Below are 18,182 nucleotides of genomic sequence, written 5' to 3' on the forward strand. Positions count from 1 at the left end.
TGTTAGAAGCCCAATTATAGTTTTCTCTATTATTTCTCTTTGCCCAATAATAGATTTACCAATCTCTGCAAGTAAGGTCTCAATTACAGCACTTTTCTCTTTTGTTTCAGCATTAAGGCTTTGCAAATCTATACTCATTTTACCTCCTTTTGGCAAAACTATCTATTTTAGGGAGTGGAATAAAAAAATTAATCCTTAATAGAGAATTGTCAACCCCTTGTCTTAAAGAGCAAATAGGGTATTAAACTTGACATAGTTTCTTATAAATATATTATTTCAATTATGAAAATATTAAATTTCACAATAATAATTGTTCTTATAGGGCTTATAATAAGATCTCTTATAGTTACAGTAAAAGAAATGGACCATAGAAAAAAAATGATTACAAATGGGATAATAATCTTATTCTTATCCATTCTTATTCTTGGTTCTCTTATCTCTTATTCTCCTAAGGAAAGTTTTAAGGAAAATTTTGGAGGAGTAGTTGGAGCTTTTATTGCCAAAAGCCTTTATGACACTTTTGGCATTCTTTCTCTACCTTTACCATTAATTTTAATAATTGCAGCTTTTGCCTTATTCAAAAATAACATTAAATTAATATTTTATCGGATTGGAGGATTATTTTTGGGACTTTTCTTTATATCCTTAATGGCTGTTTCTTTAAATCAAAAAATTCCCACATCAAGTAAGGGAGCGTTTGGCACATTTATTAGCTCTTTCCTAATATCTAAATTAAGTCTTGGAGGAAGTATTACATTACTGATTTTTCTTTCTTTATTAATTTTCTATGTGTATCTCCAACCCTCTTATAACATAATTAAATCAATCTTCCAAATAATTGGGAGAAAAACAAAAGGGATTCTACCTAAAAAGGAAGAAGTTCCTATCTCAGTAAAAGAGGAAGAAAGAGAAGAAATAGAAATAAAACCAATAGAAAAAAAACTCCAGAAACCTTCAATCTCTATTAAAGAAAAAACAAAAGAAGAAGACCAGGAAGAGTTCAAAAGAAAATTTTTGGACTCGCTTAAAGACCCTGTTCCTGTGGAGTGGATGACTCCAGAAACAATAAATAATTACAAAAACATAATAGAAGGGAAATTAAAAAGTTTTGGAATTACAGGAAAGATCACAGGAGTCTCAAGAGGTCCTGTTGTCAGCCGATTTGAATTTAAACCAGATCTTGGTATAAAGCTATCTAAAATCTCTAATCTTGCAAACGATATAGCTCTTGCGCTCCATTCTGAGAAAATAAGAATTATAGCTCCAATACCTGGTAAAGGAGTAGTTGGGATTGAAGTCCCAAATAAAACAAGAGAAACAGTTTTCCTTAAAGAATTAATTGAAAACGAAACATTCCAAAACAATACCTCTATAACTTATGTCCCTATTGGCAAGAATATAACAGGACAACCTTTTTATTACTCAATAGCTTTGATGCCTCATTTACTTATTGCAGGCGCTACAGGCTCAGGGAAATCTGTTTTTATAAATTCAATTATCACTTCCCTTTTATACAAGGCAACCCCAGATGACATTCGTTTTATTTTGATAGATCCAAAAAGAATAGAACTTTCCATTTACAATGGGATCCCTCATTTAATTAGAAGTGTAATAACAGAACAATCTATTGCGATTCAGTATTTAAATAAAGCACTTGAGTGTATGGAACAAAGATATAAAGAATTCGCGAGAGTTGGTGTAAGAGATATTCAAGGATATAATAGTAAAATAAGAGATAAAAAGCCATACATTCTTATAATTATTGATGAGCTTGCTGACTTAATGATGCGAAGTGGTAGAGAGGTTGAAAATGCAGTAATAAGACTTGCTCAAATGAGCAGAGCAGTTGGAATACATCTAATTCTTGCAACTCAAAGACCATCAGTAGATGTTATTACAGGGCTTATAAAAGCTAATTTCCCAGCAAGAATAGCTTTTCAAGTCGCCTCTATCCACGACTCTAAAACCATTCTCGACACAAAAGGAGCTGAAAAATTGCTGGGTGGTGGGGATATGTTATTTATACCCCCAGATGAAGGAATCCCAAAAAGATTTCATGGACCACTCATAACAACAGAAGAGACAAAAAGAATTGTTTCTATAATTGGATTTGCTCATCTTAAAAATTTATTAAAAACAAAATTTAGTAACGCTGAAGAAATCTGTGCTCTTGCAGAGGAAGAAGAAATGTTAGATGTTATTGCAGATAGAACCTTACCCGGGGCTCCTGAAAGAATTGAAGAATTCAGTAAACTCCTAAAACTTCGCCTTGGTATTGATGAAACCACATTCACTGAATTTATAGATAACTTAGAATACTATCCACCCACAGAAGAAATTGAAGAATTCCTTTTGGAAGAAAGAGCTGAGGGAGAAATTGGAGAGTTAGATGAGCTTTACGAACAAGCCAAAGAGATAATAATAGAAGAGCAAACAGCTTCTGTTTCTCTATTGCAAAGAAAATTAAAGATAGGGTATGCAAGAGCTGGTAGATTGATTGATCAATTGGAAAAAACCGGTGTTGTAGGTAAATTTAAAGGTTCAAAGCCAAGGGAAGTTTTAATAAAAAAGGAGAGATAGTGATAATTCTTTTATTTTTTTCATCAATATTAGAAGAGATTTCAGAAAAATTAAAAGAAGTTAGAGCTATTGAATGTAACTTCACGGAAATTTTAATTGTTAAGGGAGACACTTTAAAGTTCAGAGGTTCTGTTTATGCAGAGAAAAAAAGAGCAAGAATTGATGTTTATAAACCAGAGAGACAAATTATGATCTTTATAAATGATTCTATTTTTTTATGGACAGAAAAAACAAATCAGGTTTTTCGTAGAAAAGCTCCTATAATTTTTTATAATGTTTTATTTTCCCCAAACTTAAACTACAAAATAGACTCTACTTCATCTGGGTGGATTTATTTATCTCCATTAAAGGATGAACTCATTTATCCAATTTCTGTTCTTCTCAATAAAGACCTCTTACCCAAAAAAATTCGCTTTGCTCAAGAAGAGGGGAGTGGTGTTTTTACATTCAGTTCGTATAAGTTAAACAAAAAATATCCAGAAGGGTTCTTCTCTTTAGATAAGATGAATTAAATGGACAATAGAGATAAACTTAATTTCTTAATTTATCTTGCAAAAAAAGCAGGGGTGATTCTTCTTCGCTTGTTCAGAAAGGACTTTGAGATAGAAAATAAAAAGGGAGCAGAACTTTTGACTACTGCAGATAAAAAATCCGAAAATTTTATTATTGAAGCTCTTTCTAAAAAATACCCCAAAATAGAGATAATAGCTGAAGAAACGAAACCAAATAACTGGGACGTAGAGGAAGCTTTTATTATTGACCCTTTAGACGGAACGAACAATTTTTCTTTTGGAATCCCCATTTTTTCTGTTTCTATTGCTTATCAACTTGAAGGAAAATTAAAAATTGGGGTTGTTTATGATCCTATTCATAAGGAATTATTTCATGCAACCAAAGATGGTGGTGCTTTCTTAAATGGAAAACCTATAAGAGTTTCAGAGAGACTCAAATTAGAAGAATCAATTCTTGCAACAGGGTTTCCCTATATAAAAATAAGAGAGGAAGACTCTAATATTCCAGAATTTAATGCTCTCTTAATGAAATCAAGGTGTATTAGGCGATTAGGTTCGGCTGCCCTTGATCTTTGCTATGTAGCTTGTGGTCGATTTGATGGATACTGGGAAAAGCACTTAAAAATATGGGATATCTCAGCTGGTGGTTTAATCGTAGAAGAAGCAGGTGGAAAAGTTACAAATTTCTACAAAGAGAGTTGGAATTATAAAAATTCTGATATTATTGCATCAAATGGAAAAATTCACGACAAAATGAAAGAAATAATAGAAAGGGTAAGAAATGAAAAGACCTTCCTGGCATGAATACTTTATGGAAATAACAGAGTTGGTAAGTAAAAGAGCAACCTGCTTGAGGAGAAAAGTTGGAGCAATTATTGTTCGAAACAAACGTATTTTAACAACGGGTTATAATGGTCCTCCTGAGAATATAATTCATTGCGAAGAAAGAGGTGGATGTATAAGAGAGCAACTTAAGATCCCATCTGGAGAAAGGATGGAGCTTTCAAGAGCAATTCACGCCGAACAAAATGCAATAATTCAGGCGGCAAAAGAAGGAATATCAATACAAAATTCAACTCTATATGTGACAACTCATCCTTGTTTTACTTGTGCTAAAATGCTTATAAATGCAGGAATAAAAGAAATTATCTATAAAGAAGGCTATCCTGATGAATTTGCGAAAGAAATATTAAAAGAAGCAGGAGTAAAGGTCATTAAATTTGAAGATCTTTTAAAAGAAGGCTCTTAAAGAATTTAAATTAGGCAGGTTTAACCTCTTCAGAAATAATAAGACCCGGAGCCTGTGCTTCTTTTATTTTACCAAATTTTTCTTCATATTTTCTCACATTATCCTGGAGAGCATTAATTATTCTCTTCATATGTCCGGGACTCGTAATCACTCGAGCCACAACACTTCCCACGGGAGGAGAAACTAAAATGAAATCCATAATAAATTCCTCCATTGTATGTAGAACTATCATATGATTCGCATAAGCTCCACTCATTAATTCTTCCGGAAACCTCACTTTAACTTCTTGTTTTTTCTCTTCCATAAATTCCTCCTTTTTTATTCAAAATACCCTAATTCTCATATTAGTCAAGAATTATTCAAAATCTCTCCCACTTTAAAAAATAAATTGAATAATTTTTATTTTTAAGACTATATAATAAAATAAAGAATAAAGAAATTTTATTTACGTTCTTTTCAACTTTGTTATTTTTATTATAATTTAATTTATGGAAGACAAACTCTTATTAGAGAAATGTAAAAAGGGAGACATAGAAGCCTACGAAATGTTGGTTAAGAAGTATATGAAAAAAGCTTACAATGTAGCCTTATACTTCACAAAAAACCCAGCGGATGCTTGGGATATTTCTCAAGAAGGATTCATTAGCGCTTGGAAAGGGATAAAGAATTTTGACACAAAAAGCCCTTTTTCCCCGTGGCTATATACAATAATCAAAAATAAAGCATTGGCGAAGTTAAAAAAAGAAAAAAGAGAAGTAATAGAGGAAGAGCTACCTCTTAAAATTGCCTCTCCTGAAGAAAATTTAGAGAAAAAAGAAGAAATAATGAAGTTAAAAGAAGCTCTTTTAAAACTTGATGAAGAAAAAAGGCAAATTATTTATCTAAGACATTATGCTGAGATGAGCTATAAAGAAATCTCCATTGTCTTAAATCTACCTATAGGAACAGTGATGTCTCGACTTTATTACGCAAGAAAGGCTTTACTTGAGGAGTTTAAAAAAATTGAATAGGCTTGAAAAACTTAAAAATAAATATTTTGATGGGACTTTATCCGAAGAAGAAATGAAACAACTAAAAGAGTTATCTTCCAAAAATAAAAAATTAAAAGAGGAACTGAAAGAAATAGACAAATTAAAGGAGGTGATGAAAATGCTAAGACCAATTAACCCCGAAAAAGAGTGGGAAGAGTATTGGAGTTCTCTCTACAATAGATTGGAGAGACGAATAGGATGGATTGTATTCTCTATAGGAGCAATCCTAACCCTAACTTTTCTTGGGGTTCAGTTTTTAAAGGAGGTAATCAAAGATCCTAAGATTGCTCTTTATGCAAAGGTTGGATTTATATCACTACTGTTGGGATTTGTAATCCTTTTAGTGTCAGTTGTAAGAGAAAGATTAACTCTAATAAAAACAGACAGATATTCTAAGGAGGTGAAAAAATGATCTTATCAACTATTGATTTTATTCCAGGAAAAGAAATAAAAGAAATTCTCGGGCTTGTTAAGGGAAACACAATTCGAGCTAGGCATATAGGGAAAGACATTATGGCAACTCTTAAAAATATTGTAGGGGGAGAAATTACTGATTATACAAAGTTACTAGCAGAATCCAGAGAACAAGCCTTGGATAGAATGATAGAAAATGCAAAAGAACTTGGAGCGGATGCTGTAATAGGAGTTCGTTTTGCAACCTCTTTCGTTATGGGAGGAGCTGCCGAACTTCTCGCATATGGAACTGCAGTCAAATTAAGTAAATAGAGAAAAATCTTTCTACCAACAAGGGAAACTTTTCCCTTTCTCAAAAATTTCTACTCCATCTCCCTTTCCGACAATCACAATATCAACCACATCTAAAAAAAGGCCGTTTTCTACTACCCCTGGAATCATATTTAGTTCAACTTCCATCTCATACGGGTCTTTAATTTCTCCTAAATTTAAATCTATTATAAAGTTTCCACTATCCGTAATAAACTCTTTCCCATTACTCATCCTAAGCTTAGGATTAAACCCGAGTTTTTCAAATTTTTTCAAGACACTGCTTTTACCAAAAGGAACCACTTCTACAGGAAGAGGAAATTTACCTAATTTTTTTACCAACTTAGAAGAATCAACAACCCATAGATTCTTCTTAGAAATCTTTGCCACTATTTTCTCGAATAATAATGCCCCACCCCCTCCTTTAATTCCATTAAAATTCAGATCAACCTCATCGGCTCCATCAATGGTTAAATCAATCTCTTCTACCTCATCGATAGAAACAAGAGGGATACCTAAAGATTTAGCTAGTTCAGTCGTCGCACGAGATGTAGAAACAGCTTTTATTTTCAACCCTTCCTTTATCATTTCTCCAATCTTTCTTATTGCATAAAAAAAAGTAGAACCTGTTCCAAGACCTAAGAGCATTCCATCTTTAATAAAATCAGAAACTTTTGAACCAGCTAATTCCTTCTCTTTCTCTCTCATAGAAAACTCCTCCTTTTGACTTAAACAAATATAAAAGGAAACCTTTTTATGTCAAGAAATGACCTCCTATAACCTAGATAGAGTATACTTTGAGATTATAAATATTAAAGTTCAATTCCATATCAAAAGAGATAGTTCCATTTCTCTTTTCGAATAAATTAAGTAAAGGAGTTTTAAGATTACTTCCTTTCCCCTAAGGTCTTATCTTCCTTCTCTAACTCCATATATTATGAACACCTTCTAACATTCCTTTTTATTTTTATTGCCTTACAGTATCTTAATTACCCCTACACCTTACCTCATTAATTATTATTTAATTCTGAATGATTTTTCGTTGGAGAAACACCAGCAATCTCCGAAGTATCATCTATTTATGCAGTTTAAATTAAATAATAATTTATTTTACTAAATTTTATGTTTATGCTAAGAAGGGTTGTTTATTAATTTTAAACTTATTTTTCTGTTAAATTACAAGAGAGGAAAATATCAAAATCAAAAATGCCTTAGAAATTAGAAAGAAGAATATTAACAGCTCGGTTTTAAATTTTCTAAGATTAGAGGAGTCAAAATCAGCCTCATACGTGTGGAATGAGTTTTTAAATTATTTCTCCTTCTAGAACCATTTGTTGGGGATATTTAAATTAAGATTTTATGAGGTAAAAATAGACGAAAAATTATATTTGCAACTTTAAAGAGATATTCAAAAAGATACTTTTATTCTACAGGTATAAGAAAAGATTAAATTAGTGTTTAATAGAATATTCTTATTGATTCCTTTAGATCATCATAGGAAAATAAAGGAGCAAAATAACGAATCTGCTTTAGAAAAAGGAGAAACTAGTTAAAATAAAAACATTCTGAAAGCAAAATAAAGTATTCTCAAATTTGAAGAATTTATAAGAAGCTGTACCTAATAGAGATTAAATAAGGACTTGCAGAAAGGGAAAATTATCTATATAAAGAGAAAAAGCTAAAAAATAGAAAATTATGAAAGATAAGAAAGAGTTATAAAATTTAAGTTAAATGAAATAGATGCTTGGCAGCTCTTTTAAATTTTGCAGAAAAATGGCCTTGCCTATAAATCCAATATCATAAGTATCCCCCAATAAATTTATTAAGAAAGAAATAACTTCATATAAATAGTGAAATATTCCTTAACTTCAAACGTAAAAAATACTTTTTAATAAAAACAAGACTAGGTTTTATGTTTTACTTCCTTTATGTTATCGGTTTATATCTTCTTTTACCTACCTGCTCAATACCACTTTCCTTACCTGAATGAACTCCTTTGGCTCTTCTTGCGATTTTGCAACAAATCGAATGAAGTAAACCCCATTTGTAAGCTTCGAACCGTCAAATATTACAGAATGGTATCCTGCTTCCTTTACTCCATCTACTAGGTTTGCCACCTCACGACCAAGTATATCGTAAACCTTCAGCGTTACATGGCTAGGGGTTTTTAACTGATATTTAACAATTGTTGTAAGACCAAATAGGGTTTGATGGTTCTGAGAAAGGCCAAACTCCTCAGGTATATTTGGATTCTCTACCTTAATGGTAAACAAAGGAATCTCTTTGCCATAGGTCATCGCATACGTCTCAATCACTTCCTGAGCAAGTGAGAGATCTATCTCATTTAGCAATTCGGGATTGTTTAATACTTCATTAAGAATTTTAGTGGCACCGTTAAAATCGTTCTCATTGTGCAAAGCAATATAGAAATTGTTGATTTTTGCTCTCGCTGCAAGTTCTGTGTTTGGATTTTCACCTATTATTTTACTATTTATCTTCTTTGCCATATCAATTTGGCCTTGCTTAATATACAGATAAGAAAGAAGTAATTTATGCTCCTTAGCAGCTTCCTTTGGGAGAGAAGAAAAATATTCAATTAGAGCATCTACTGTTTCAGGAGAATAACAATTGTAAAGTTCCACATACGCTGCCTGATTCTCAGGATGCTCGGCTAGATAAGATATTAAAAAGTCTTTTGTTTCCCTATATTTGTTTTGGAGCCGTAACTCCACGGTTGAATATAGAGATACTCCGGAAAGTTTATCAGTCTGCAAACTTAGCTCTCCATCCACTATATTTACACCATTGGGTTCTAAATGAGTTGGTATAACTCCATTTGATTCACTCAAAGAGTATAGCTTCGCATTTTCTTGGGTTATTAAAGTAACATCACTACCCATTTCCCCTGAAGGTAATGGAATATCTGCCCAAGGGTCACTTGTGCAAGTGGGATTATAATAAAACCATGAATTAGGTCCAACTTCAAACAAATAAGTATTTGGAGGATTACTTCCCCACCAGTTTCCATAAGCTAAAAGTCCGCTACTATAGGTGGGATAGGAAGTTCCCACTGAAACATTAATCGTATTACCATAAATACTATTCCACATATACTTGCTTAGAGGAGGGGTACCAAATACAGGATAGCTTTCTCGGTATACCACTAAACCTTTTAAGCAGTCAGTTACTCGGTTATTTCTAGGAATAGAGTAAGACCCAAGAGATGCTGGCGAAGAACCCCAGATTGCACCAATACCCTGATTCATCCCCCTTATGTCATTCTGCCAAACGGTTCCTGAGGAACCTCCACCATATAAAATTCCAAAACCGGTGTGATAGTAAGCAAAGTTCGAGGTTTTAATAATTACATTCTGGTTGCAGGTAAATGTTGATAAATTTAAATTAATTCCGTGGTCACGAACATTCTTGATAGTATTATTCAAAATAGAACCTGATGAATTATACGCATAGACGCCATTGATCATATCTTTGATTATCGAATTTTGGATGGTGATGTTTGAGGAATTAAGAATTTGTATTTGTGTTCCGTATCTTACATTCACATGATTCAAAATTGAGCCATTTGCTCCTGAGCCACTAAAAACGATCGACCCCCAGCTACCCCGTTTTTTCGCCTCTGTTGAGGTAAATGTAATTTTGGAAAAATTTGTAGCATTAGCATTTAGAATGCCTTCAACAATGAGCGATTTTCCTGGTGCAAACGCTATAGTGGCACAAGGCTTAATCGTGAGTGTTGCTCCACATGGAATCGTCACAGTCTCAGCGACTCTGCATCTCCCACTTAAGGTGGTATTCCCAGGTATAGTTCCAGAAATAATCATCTCATACCATCCTGTATGTTGAGGGTCATAATGAAACATAGACCAATCTCTTTTACCTATTCCTTTCGTATCCCATACATAGACTTCCCAATCCCAAGAACCAACAACAACTTCATTGTCTCCATCACCGTCAACATCTCCTACTGCAGGGGTGCCTAAGTTCATATCTCCTGTCACCAATGGCCAGCCTTTAATTCTGGTTCCGTCAGCATGCCAACCATACAAATTTTTATGAAAAGATCCAATTATAATCTCTGGATCAGGATTCTCATCTACATTTGCAATTATGGGGCTTGAGCACGTTCCTTGAAATCCAGCTTCTGTTTTTGGCCAACCAGGTAAAGGCGAACCGTCATGATTCCATGCATAAACAGTCGATCTTGTTCCTACTACGATTTCCAGCTCTCTGTCGCCATCCAGGTTACAAACAGCAGGGGAAGTAAGCACTACACCTCCTATATCAGAGATTGATTTACCAGAAACCCACCCAGATTTATCATTGCCATACTCATCTTTGACATATACAACACAATTATCACTTAAGTCGTTGTTTACCTTATTCCCGGCAACATAAATAATTTCATAATGTCCATCTATATCGATATCTGCAACTGCAGGTGACGAGCCCAAATTATTCCGTCCTGTATAAAATGGCCAGTTAGTAGAAAAAGATATACCGTTATGGTGACATACATATATATATCCATCACTTCCCCCAATTATAATTTCAAGGTCACTATCACCATCAAGATCAATCAATGACGGCGTGCAATAAGCCTCTATTTGATCTGAGTTTCCACCAATCACCATCCAAGGAGATGGCCCATAAACGTCTCCATTATATCTCCGAATGTGAACTTGGCCACTATGAGTCATAATGACGACCTCAGGATAACCATCATTATCAATATCACCTATTACGGGAGAACTTAAACATGGGGCACCGAGCTTTACACTCCAAAATGGGTCTGGCTTCCTGTCTCCATCAATATCCTTTATATGCCAGCAGTAAAGAGTATCATTCCCTCTACTAGCAATCACCAACTCGTATCCATTATTAAGATTGTTATCTAAATCGGCTATAGCAGGTGAACTCCAAAAATTTGCACCCTTTCTATAAGCAAATCCACTTATCGTAGTGGGGTTATTATCGATGTCAAACAATTCGGCGCCTGTATTATTAAAAGCATATACCCTACCTGATTGGTCGGCAATAAATATTTCCATTTTCCCATCATTGTTAACATCAAATAAAGTGGGGGACGAAAATATTTTTTCATTTAACTTAACTGGCCAACCACTTACCTGCTTGACTGTAGTCCAGGCTTCCAGATAATCACTCAAATTACTTTCATTAGCAGACTCATCTACTGCTGACACTTTATAATAATAAACGGTTTCATTTTGCAAGCCAACATCTTTGAAATACGAAGTCCCTTCGATCAATCGATCGTTTATCTTCTTATATACACCTGTGGGGCTATCAGAACGGTAGACATTATATCCTTTCAAATCTGAATCTGCGGGTTTCTTCCAAATTAAATCAATAGAATTTTCGTATCCTATAAAATTTAAACCGGTAGGTGTTGCAGGACCCTTCAAATCAAAATTGTGAATCCATGTTTTCCCGTATGCATCTTGAATTGTCAGTTTAAAAGTTAATGCCTCCGGGGTATTTGGATAACTCGGACTTATAGTAAAATAATACTTACTACCCCACGGTTTTTTTGAACTATTAGGAAGAATATCTTCAAATGTTTGAGGATTATTAGTTATCGAGGTTATGTATGGAGATGATGAACTTAGAGTAGCTGTTATTTCTCTAGCTACACCATGACCGTAATTTGAAAGTTCAACTGTCAAACCAACTGTAGCTCCTGGCTGTAAATTTCCATAAACTGTATGACCCGTATGTTGAACCTGAGGTGCATAAATTTGTAGATAGAAATTATCTGTAAAACCTGCCACTGTTAACCTAAACTCCACGACTTCTCCGTCAGGGCAATCTGAAGAGACAGTGAATTTAAAATCATCCAAACAAGTTACAGAACTCCCTGGACCGATATCTCCAAAATTTTCTATACTATCTATTATGGTAATATAAGGATGAAGGGTATTTGTTCCCTTTTTATAAGCAGCTAGAGTAGCAACAACATTTCCAATCCCTATTTTACTACTGTTTCTCAACGTTATAGGTAGCTCTATTGTTTCACCAGCATCAACTTTACCATCTCCATTACCTCTACTGTCACCAGACTCATCATCATTAATTATGTATCTTTCTACATATAAATGGAAGTCACCATCACCTATTTGAGTAACAGGCACACTCGCTTCATACGGAACAAAATTGTGAGCAGTTACCGTAACACTCAATTCGCCAGGCGTATCAGGAGTGAAGACAAAATCTACATTAACTGGATTACCTGTCCCTGTAACAGTCTTTATCGCATAATCTTCTACGCCTTTCTTCAAACATATAACAGCTTTCTTACCAACCGGTAAATTAGAGATGGTTACAGGGAAAATATTTACACCGTTTGTAATTGTGGAAGGATGTCTAACGATAAGAGTATCTGGAGGCGCTGTCCAAATAGGCAATTCAGGGTCCCCAAGTAAATTCATAATGGTTGCTTCGTAAGGAATACCATTTTCTATGTGCGTAGCGCCAAGAGTATGACCAATATTATAGATCTCATTACGGAATAAATTTTTATAGAATTTAGAATCAAAAGAAAAAACAAAATTAACAAAATTATACCTTGACCCACCTATAAATGCAACAGCCCCACCATTTTTATTTAACAATAAACGCTCACCAATACAATCATAATCAAATGCTCCAGGTGAACAACCCCCACTAACCATAATAAAATATTTGTTCCCATTAGCCAAATTACTCGCATCATTATTTGTTATTCCTCCACAACCTGTCTTCGTTCCTGCTCCCATTTCTTGTGGATTTGAATGGTCGATGTGATTAACAATGCCATAACCTTCATTCAACCTCCTAATAGCATTTGCTGGATTTAATACCTCATCACGGTTAAAATATGCCCCATAAGCAGAGTCAAAGTGATAATCATATTCATACATTTGCCAATGAGTAAACCACGGTGGAAGAAGCTTATCATTTATGTAATCTTTATCATAGATTCCAGATTCTGACCACCACGCAGCAAATTTGCCGGAGTCATCAAAAATATCATATACTATACCTCCTAAAGATAACATAGTCGTTAAATATGTCGCTGGAGGAAGATTTGGAGCTAAAGAATTTCTTTCATAAGTAAAAACCTTATCTATAAATACCCTCACCTCTTTCTTATTATGAACAGGTGCCCTTCCCACCCAAATATCTGGAAGATAATCAGCACCATCTCCGAATTTATGATCTCCGTTCGAATTCCAATTATTATTTATTGGGTATATGGCAGAATAATATAGATCTGTTATGGCAGGATAAGGTCCGTAAGAATTTAGTCGGACAGGAACAATATCTACATCTCCACCCAGTAAAATGTATTCTGTTCCCCATTTTATATAGGCATCTTGAATAAAATGACGAATTTTCTCTTGGAGATCACAACCTGAATAATTTTGGGAAATCCAGGAAACAGTTTTGATTGTAGATACTATACCTTTTTTCGTTTTCCAGTCCGCCAAAGGTTGAAAGGCATCAACTAATGAATCAGCAGTGATGATTATATATTTAACATCAAGCCCTTCAGTAGCTGATGGGAACGAAGGTACTGATAATGGCTGAGTTATTACTTGTAGACTTGTTTCTATATCTAACGAAGATTGAGATATATTATATGAAATATCTTCAGGATTAACAATAAGTTTTCTTATTTTTTCTTTAAATTCGTTGTCTTCCACTTCATTTTTTCTTAGTCGCGGAGGAAGTTGGTATTTATCAGAAGTAAAATATTCTATCTCAATCACCATCTCCGTATTTAAAATAAGTTCTCTTTTTGCCGGTTTATACTGAATAGGATATACTATAATATCTACGAGATGATATTCTCTAAAATAACCTTCATACAAAAATTCTACCAATTTACCAGGATAGATTTTACTTGATGAATATATTTCTTTTTTAGGTTCTACAAATCCCCTTTGTTTTACTTCACCCACAGGAATAGGATACTGAACTGGATAGATATAATACTCTCCTTCTAGTTTTTTTTCGCGGGTTGAAATAACTCTTACGTTTCTTACTTCTGTCCCCGACGGAAGTAAAACCTTAACACCCTTTACGGGGAGCATAGGTTCACCTACTTTTAAAGAATCCTGGATAAAATCAAATTCAGGCAAAGACACAATGTCATAACCGCGGAGTTTAGAAAATTTGACTTCGTTCTCCTTATAAAATAGCTTGATTGTTTTTGTTTCGCCATAAAGTTCCATATTTACGAATGATATTATAAAGAAAGCAGAGAAAACAATCAGGACAAAATTAGTTTTAACAAAGTTAAAAAATCTCATTTCCTACCTCCTAATTTAATTTTTATAATTTAACCTCCACATGCCTTCTAAGATTATTAATTATAATTTTATAATTCTCTTTTTGCCTTATTTCACTTTTATACTATGTTATTTAATATAATTTTATCATTTATCAAGTTTCTCTTATTTAATTTGCCTTGTCAAACTTACATTTTTCCCTAATTTCTTTTAGGCTTATATTTAAATCCACCCCCACTTTTTTATCCCTTAACCAAATAGAGACTTGCTTAAAGAAAATTTTTTATTATACTTTTTAATATAAATTTGAATTAAGAGGTAAGAATGAAAAAAGGAGTTGCTATATTTTTAATATTCATAGCTTTTTTTATAGGAGTTGGGATTGGTTATTTCTTCGCTCCATATATTTCTAAGAGTTTGGAATCTTATAGAGAAGTTACTAATGTTGTTATTATTTCTTCTCTGAAAGAGAATATGAGAATTATGGAAATAGAAGCAAAAAAGTATGCCGAAAAATATGGACACTATCCCAAAAATAGCTCTGTTTCGTGGTTAGAAACTCCATTAGAAATTGAAAATCCAATTACTTACAAAAGAGGAGAAGGGGAAGCATACACCTCTGGGAAGGCAAATAAACCAGGTATTATAGGTTTTGAAAGTGACATAAACGGAACATTTTGTAAAATAACGGGTTATGGTGTTAATGATACTATTAAGCTTTACTTGGGGGCAAAAGCCTCTTCAGAAGAGAAAAAAGAAAAAATAGATGAAGGAACTCTTTTGGGTAGAAGAAAGGTAGAAGAGGATAGTGTAAAAAGTTCAAGCTGGGATATAATAGGAATACACTCCAAGATAGTTGAAAAAAACATTGATAATTGGAAATTTTTCTGGGAATTTACAGTTTATAACCAGGAAAAAAACAATATATCATTTTCAGGAAAGATTAATTTTATTAACAAAAAGGGAATAACAGTTACAACCGAAATTTTAGAAAATCTTGAGGTTCCGGGAGCATCCTCTAAAACATTCAACGGATATACTCTTATAAATGCAGATTTGGCAGCTGAAGTAGAAGAAGTAGATGTAAAATTAAAGAGAGAAAAATTTGTCCGAGTGGAATAATGAAAGTATTAGTGATTGGAGGTGGGGGAAGAGAACACGCTATAGGGTGGAAACTTTCAAAGAGTAAGAAATTGTCAAAGCTTTATTTCGCTCCAGGGAATGGGGGAACAAGTCTTTTAGGAAAAAATATAAATTATTCAAGTAACGAAGATATTCTTAATTTTGCAATAGAAGAAAAAATTGATTTTACCGTTGTGGGGCCAGAAAAACCATTGGTAGAAGGTATTGTTGACTCCTTTTTAAAAGAAGGATTAAATATATTTGGGCCAAAAAAAGATGCGGCTCAATTAGAAGGAAGCAAAGCTTTTTCAAAAGAGATTATGGCTTCTATGAATATTCCCACTGCTTATTTTGAAATCTTCGATGATTTTAATGCAGCAAAAAGATACATTGAAAAAAAGAATGGAAAAGTTGTGGTGAAAGCAAGTGGTTTAGCCGCCGGAAAAGGTGTTACAGTTTGTCATAGCAAAGAAGAAGGAATTAAGGCTCTTGAATCTTTAATGGTGGAGAAAAAATTTGGAGAGGCTGGAGAAACTGTTGTAATCGAGGAAATCTTAGAAGGAGAGGAAGTTTCAATTTTAGCTCTTATTTCTGGAGATAAAATCATCCCTTTTATCCCTTCACAGGATCATAAAAGAGCCTTCGATGGAGATAAAGGACCCAACACAGGAGGGATGGGGGCTTATGCACCCGTTCCCTTTATTAGAGAAAGGGAACTTTCTGAGATAAAAGAGAAAATATTTAGCCCAATAATAAAAGGCTTAGGAAGAAAAGGAATAGAATATAAAGGCGTTCTTTATGGCGGATTAATTATTACAAAAGAAGGCCCTTTAGTTCTTGAGTTTAATGTAAGATTTGGAGATCCTGAAACCCAAGCTATTTTACCTCTCTTAGAAGACGACTTATTAGAACTTCTTTTAATGGCGAATGAATATAAATTACCAGATAAGTTGAATTTCAGCAAGAACTTTGCTCTTGCGGTTGTTTTGGCTTCAAAAGGATACCCAGAAAAATACGAAAAAGATTTTGAGGTTATTATCCCTTCTGATCCTACTTGTAATATATTCCATGCAGGAACAGAACTTAGAGATGGACATTTTTACGTAACTGGGGGAAGGGTCCTTTCTTGTGTTGGAGTAGGAGAAACATTACCTATTGCAAAAGAAAAAGCTTATCAGTGCATAAGAAAAATGGAAGGGGAAAAACTATTTTATAGAAAGGATATTGGAGAAAGAGGAATTAAATTTTTATCTTAGAAAATGTTTTTCCTAAATCTTTTTAAATTTGAATAATTTATTTGAAAGAGGAAAAGGAAAGGCTCCTTTATCATATAGAGTTAGACCAAAGAAATTAGAAGATTTTATAGGTCAGGAAGAGATAATAGGGCCTGGTTCTCCCCTAAGAAAACTCATTGAGATGGGGGAAGTTCCTTCTTTAATTTTCTGGGGACCTCCAGGTTCAGGGAAAACTACCCTTGCTTACATAATCTCTAATTATCTAAAAGCTAATTTTGAAAGCCTCAGTGCCACAGAGAGTGGTGTTAAAGATGTAAGAGAGATAATCCAAAAAGCAAAATATCTTTTACAAAATAAAAATAAAAAGACAATCCTTTTTATTGACGAAATTCATCGCTTCAATAAAGCACAACAGGATGTCTTACTTCCAGCTCTTGAAGATGGGACTCTCATTCTTATAGGGGCAACAACTGAAAATCCTTCCTTTGAAGTAATTTCTCCTCTGCTTTCCAGGGTAAGAACATACATTTTAAAACCGTTAACTCCAGAAGAAATCAAAAAGATAATAAATAGAGCTTTAAAGATAGATGAAGAACTTAAAAAAATTGAGATAGAAATAGGAGAAGAGGAAAAAGATTATCTTGCAAAAATATCTTTAGGAGATGCAAGAGTAGCCCTAAATGTGCTTGAAACAAGTGTAAAGATTTGCGCAAGAGACAAAAGGAAAATAGACAAGGATTTAATATCAAGCGTTCTTCAAAGACAAGTTATATACGATAAATCAGGTGAAGAACATTATAATATCATTTCGGCTTTTATAAAATCTATTCGTGGGAGTGATCCTGATGCAGCTCTTTATTGGATGGTGAGAATGTTAGAAGGAGGAGAAGATCCACTTTTTATTGCAAGAAGGTTGGTTATCCTTGCTTCAGAAGACATTGGTAACGCTGACCCAAGAGCCCTTCCTTTAGCCGTGGCCGCTAAAGAAGCCATTGATTTTGTTGGAATGCCTGAGGCCGGTATAATTCTTGCCCATGCCGTAACTTATCTCGCTTCTGCTCCAAAAAGTAATGCTTCATATTTAGCTTATAATAAAGCTCGGGCATTTTTTAAAGAGCATCCAAATGGAAAAGTCCCACTTCATCTTAGAAACGCTCCTACTGAATTTATGAAAGAAATTGGTTATGGAGAAGGTTATAAGTATCCCCATAATTACCCAGGACATTTTGTCCCTGAAAACTATTTCCCGGATGGGATTAAGAAAAAAATATTTTATGAGCCAACAGATGAAGGATGGGAGAAAAATATAAAAGAGAGGCTCAAAAAGTTAAAAGAAGAGCAGAAAGAAATATAGTCCTTGAAATTTTTCCCCTTGACATTTTTAAAATTATCCTTATCATTCTTCATAAAAAGGAGGT

General features: G+C 33.8%; 13 protein-coding genes. 10 read left to right on the plus strand and 3 right to left on the minus strand.

All coding sequences use genetic code 11. From position 1 onward, the window contains the following. The first annotated feature begins 282 nt into the window (after window positions 1-282). From ABIN61_04005 to ABIN61_04020, 4 genes are read left to right on the plus strand one after another with little or no spacing between them, the layout of a single operon-like run. Window positions 283-2,580 carry a DNA translocase FtsK 4TM domain-containing protein gene (locus ABIN61_04005; protein MEO0293372.1) on the plus strand — a complete coding sequence of 766 codons (2,298 nt, stop codon included), beginning with the start codon at window positions 283-285 and terminating at the stop codon, window positions 2,578-2,580. After that, a complete protein-coding gene (locus ABIN61_04010; protein ID MEO0293373.1) occupies window positions 2,580-3,092 on the plus strand; it encodes a hypothetical protein in 513 nt (170 codons plus the stop codon). Before ABIN61_04005 ends, ABIN61_04010 begins: the two co-directional genes overlap by 1 nt. After that, the gene (locus tag ABIN61_04015) at window positions 3,093-3,896 is read left to right on the plus strand and encodes an inositol monophosphatase family protein (protein MEO0293374.1); all 804 of its coding nucleotides are present in this window, start codon (window positions 3,093-3,095) and stop codon (window positions 3,894-3,896) included. Then, window positions 3,874-4,341 carry a cytidine/deoxycytidylate deaminase family protein gene (locus ABIN61_04020; protein MEO0293375.1) on the plus strand — a complete coding sequence of 156 codons (468 nt, stop codon included), beginning with the start codon at window positions 3,874-3,876 and terminating at the stop codon, window positions 4,339-4,341. The genes ABIN61_04015 and ABIN61_04020 overlap by 23 nt, the downstream gene beginning before the upstream one ends. Window positions 4,342-4,351: 10 nt before the next feature. Here the strand turns inward: ABIN61_04020 and ABIN61_04025 are convergent, their stop codons facing one another. After that, window positions 4,352-4,645 carry a DUF3467 domain-containing protein gene (locus ABIN61_04025; GenBank protein MEO0293376.1) on the minus strand — a complete coding sequence of 98 codons (294 nt, stop codon included), beginning with the start codon at window positions 4,643-4,645 and terminating at the stop codon, window positions 4,352-4,354. A gap of 184 nt (window positions 4,646-4,829) precedes the next feature. On the opposite strand from ABIN61_04025, the gene ABIN61_04030 reads away from it, so the two are divergent. The 3 genes from ABIN61_04030 to ABIN61_04040 are packed head-to-tail and all read left to right on the plus strand — an operon-like array spanning window position 4,830 to window position 6,098. Further along, on the plus strand, window positions 4,830-5,351 hold the full coding sequence (locus tag ABIN61_04030) for a sigma-70 family RNA polymerase sigma factor (GenBank protein MEO0293377.1): 522 nt from the start codon (window positions 4,830-4,832) through the stop codon (window positions 5,349-5,351). Beyond that, a complete protein-coding gene (locus ABIN61_04035; protein MEO0293378.1) occupies window positions 5,344-5,784 on the plus strand; it encodes a hypothetical protein in 441 nt (146 codons plus the stop codon). Before ABIN61_04030 ends, ABIN61_04035 begins: the two co-directional genes overlap by 8 nt. Then, window positions 5,781-6,098, plus strand: a complete 318-nt coding sequence (locus ABIN61_04040) for a YbjQ family protein (GenBank protein MEO0293379.1) — start codon at window positions 5,781-5,783, stop codon at window positions 6,096-6,098. Before ABIN61_04035 ends, ABIN61_04040 begins: the two co-directional genes overlap by 4 nt. Before the next feature lie 12 nt (window positions 6,099-6,110). Here ABIN61_04040 and rpiA read toward each other — a convergent pair whose 3' ends face one another. Then, a complete protein-coding gene (gene rpiA / locus ABIN61_04045) occupies window positions 6,111-6,803 on the minus strand; it encodes a ribose-5-phosphate isomerase RpiA (protein ID MEO0293380.1) in 693 nt (230 codons plus the stop codon). A 1,247-nt stretch (window positions 6,804-8,050) separates the two neighbouring features. Continuing rightward, a complete protein-coding gene (locus ABIN61_04050; protein MEO0293381.1) occupies window positions 8,051-14,428 on the minus strand; it encodes a C25 family cysteine peptidase in 6,378 nt (2,125 codons plus the stop codon). A gap of 303 nt (window positions 14,429-14,731) precedes the next feature. Here ABIN61_04050 and ABIN61_04055 point away from each other — a divergent pair, with 303 nt between their 5' ends. Genes ABIN61_04055 through ABIN61_04065 form a run of 3 tightly spaced genes read left to right on the plus strand, consistent with a single transcriptional unit; the run spans window position 14,732 to window position 18,118 of the window. Continuing rightward, on the plus strand, window positions 14,732-15,529 hold the full coding sequence (locus tag ABIN61_04055; protein ID MEO0293382.1) for a hypothetical protein: 798 nt from the start codon (window positions 14,732-14,734) through the stop codon (window positions 15,527-15,529). After that, window positions 15,529-16,785: a phosphoribosylamine--glycine ligase gene (purD, locus tag ABIN61_04060; GenBank protein ID MEO0293383.1), complete on the plus strand. Its 1,257-nt coding sequence runs from the start codon at window positions 15,529-15,531 to the stop codon at window positions 16,783-16,785. The genes ABIN61_04055 and purD overlap by 1 nt, the downstream gene beginning before the upstream one ends. A gap of 28 nt (window positions 16,786-16,813) precedes the next feature. Next, a complete protein-coding gene (locus ABIN61_04065; GenBank protein MEO0293384.1) occupies window positions 16,814-18,118 on the plus strand; it encodes a replication-associated recombination protein A in 1,305 nt (434 codons plus the stop codon). The last annotated feature ends 64 nt before the right edge of the window (window positions 18,119-18,182 follow it).

It is taken from the genome of candidate division WOR-3 bacterium (assembly GCA_039804165.1).
Classification (GTDB): domain Bacteria; phylum Hydrothermota; class UBA3072; order UBA3072; family UBA3072; genus JAFGHJ01.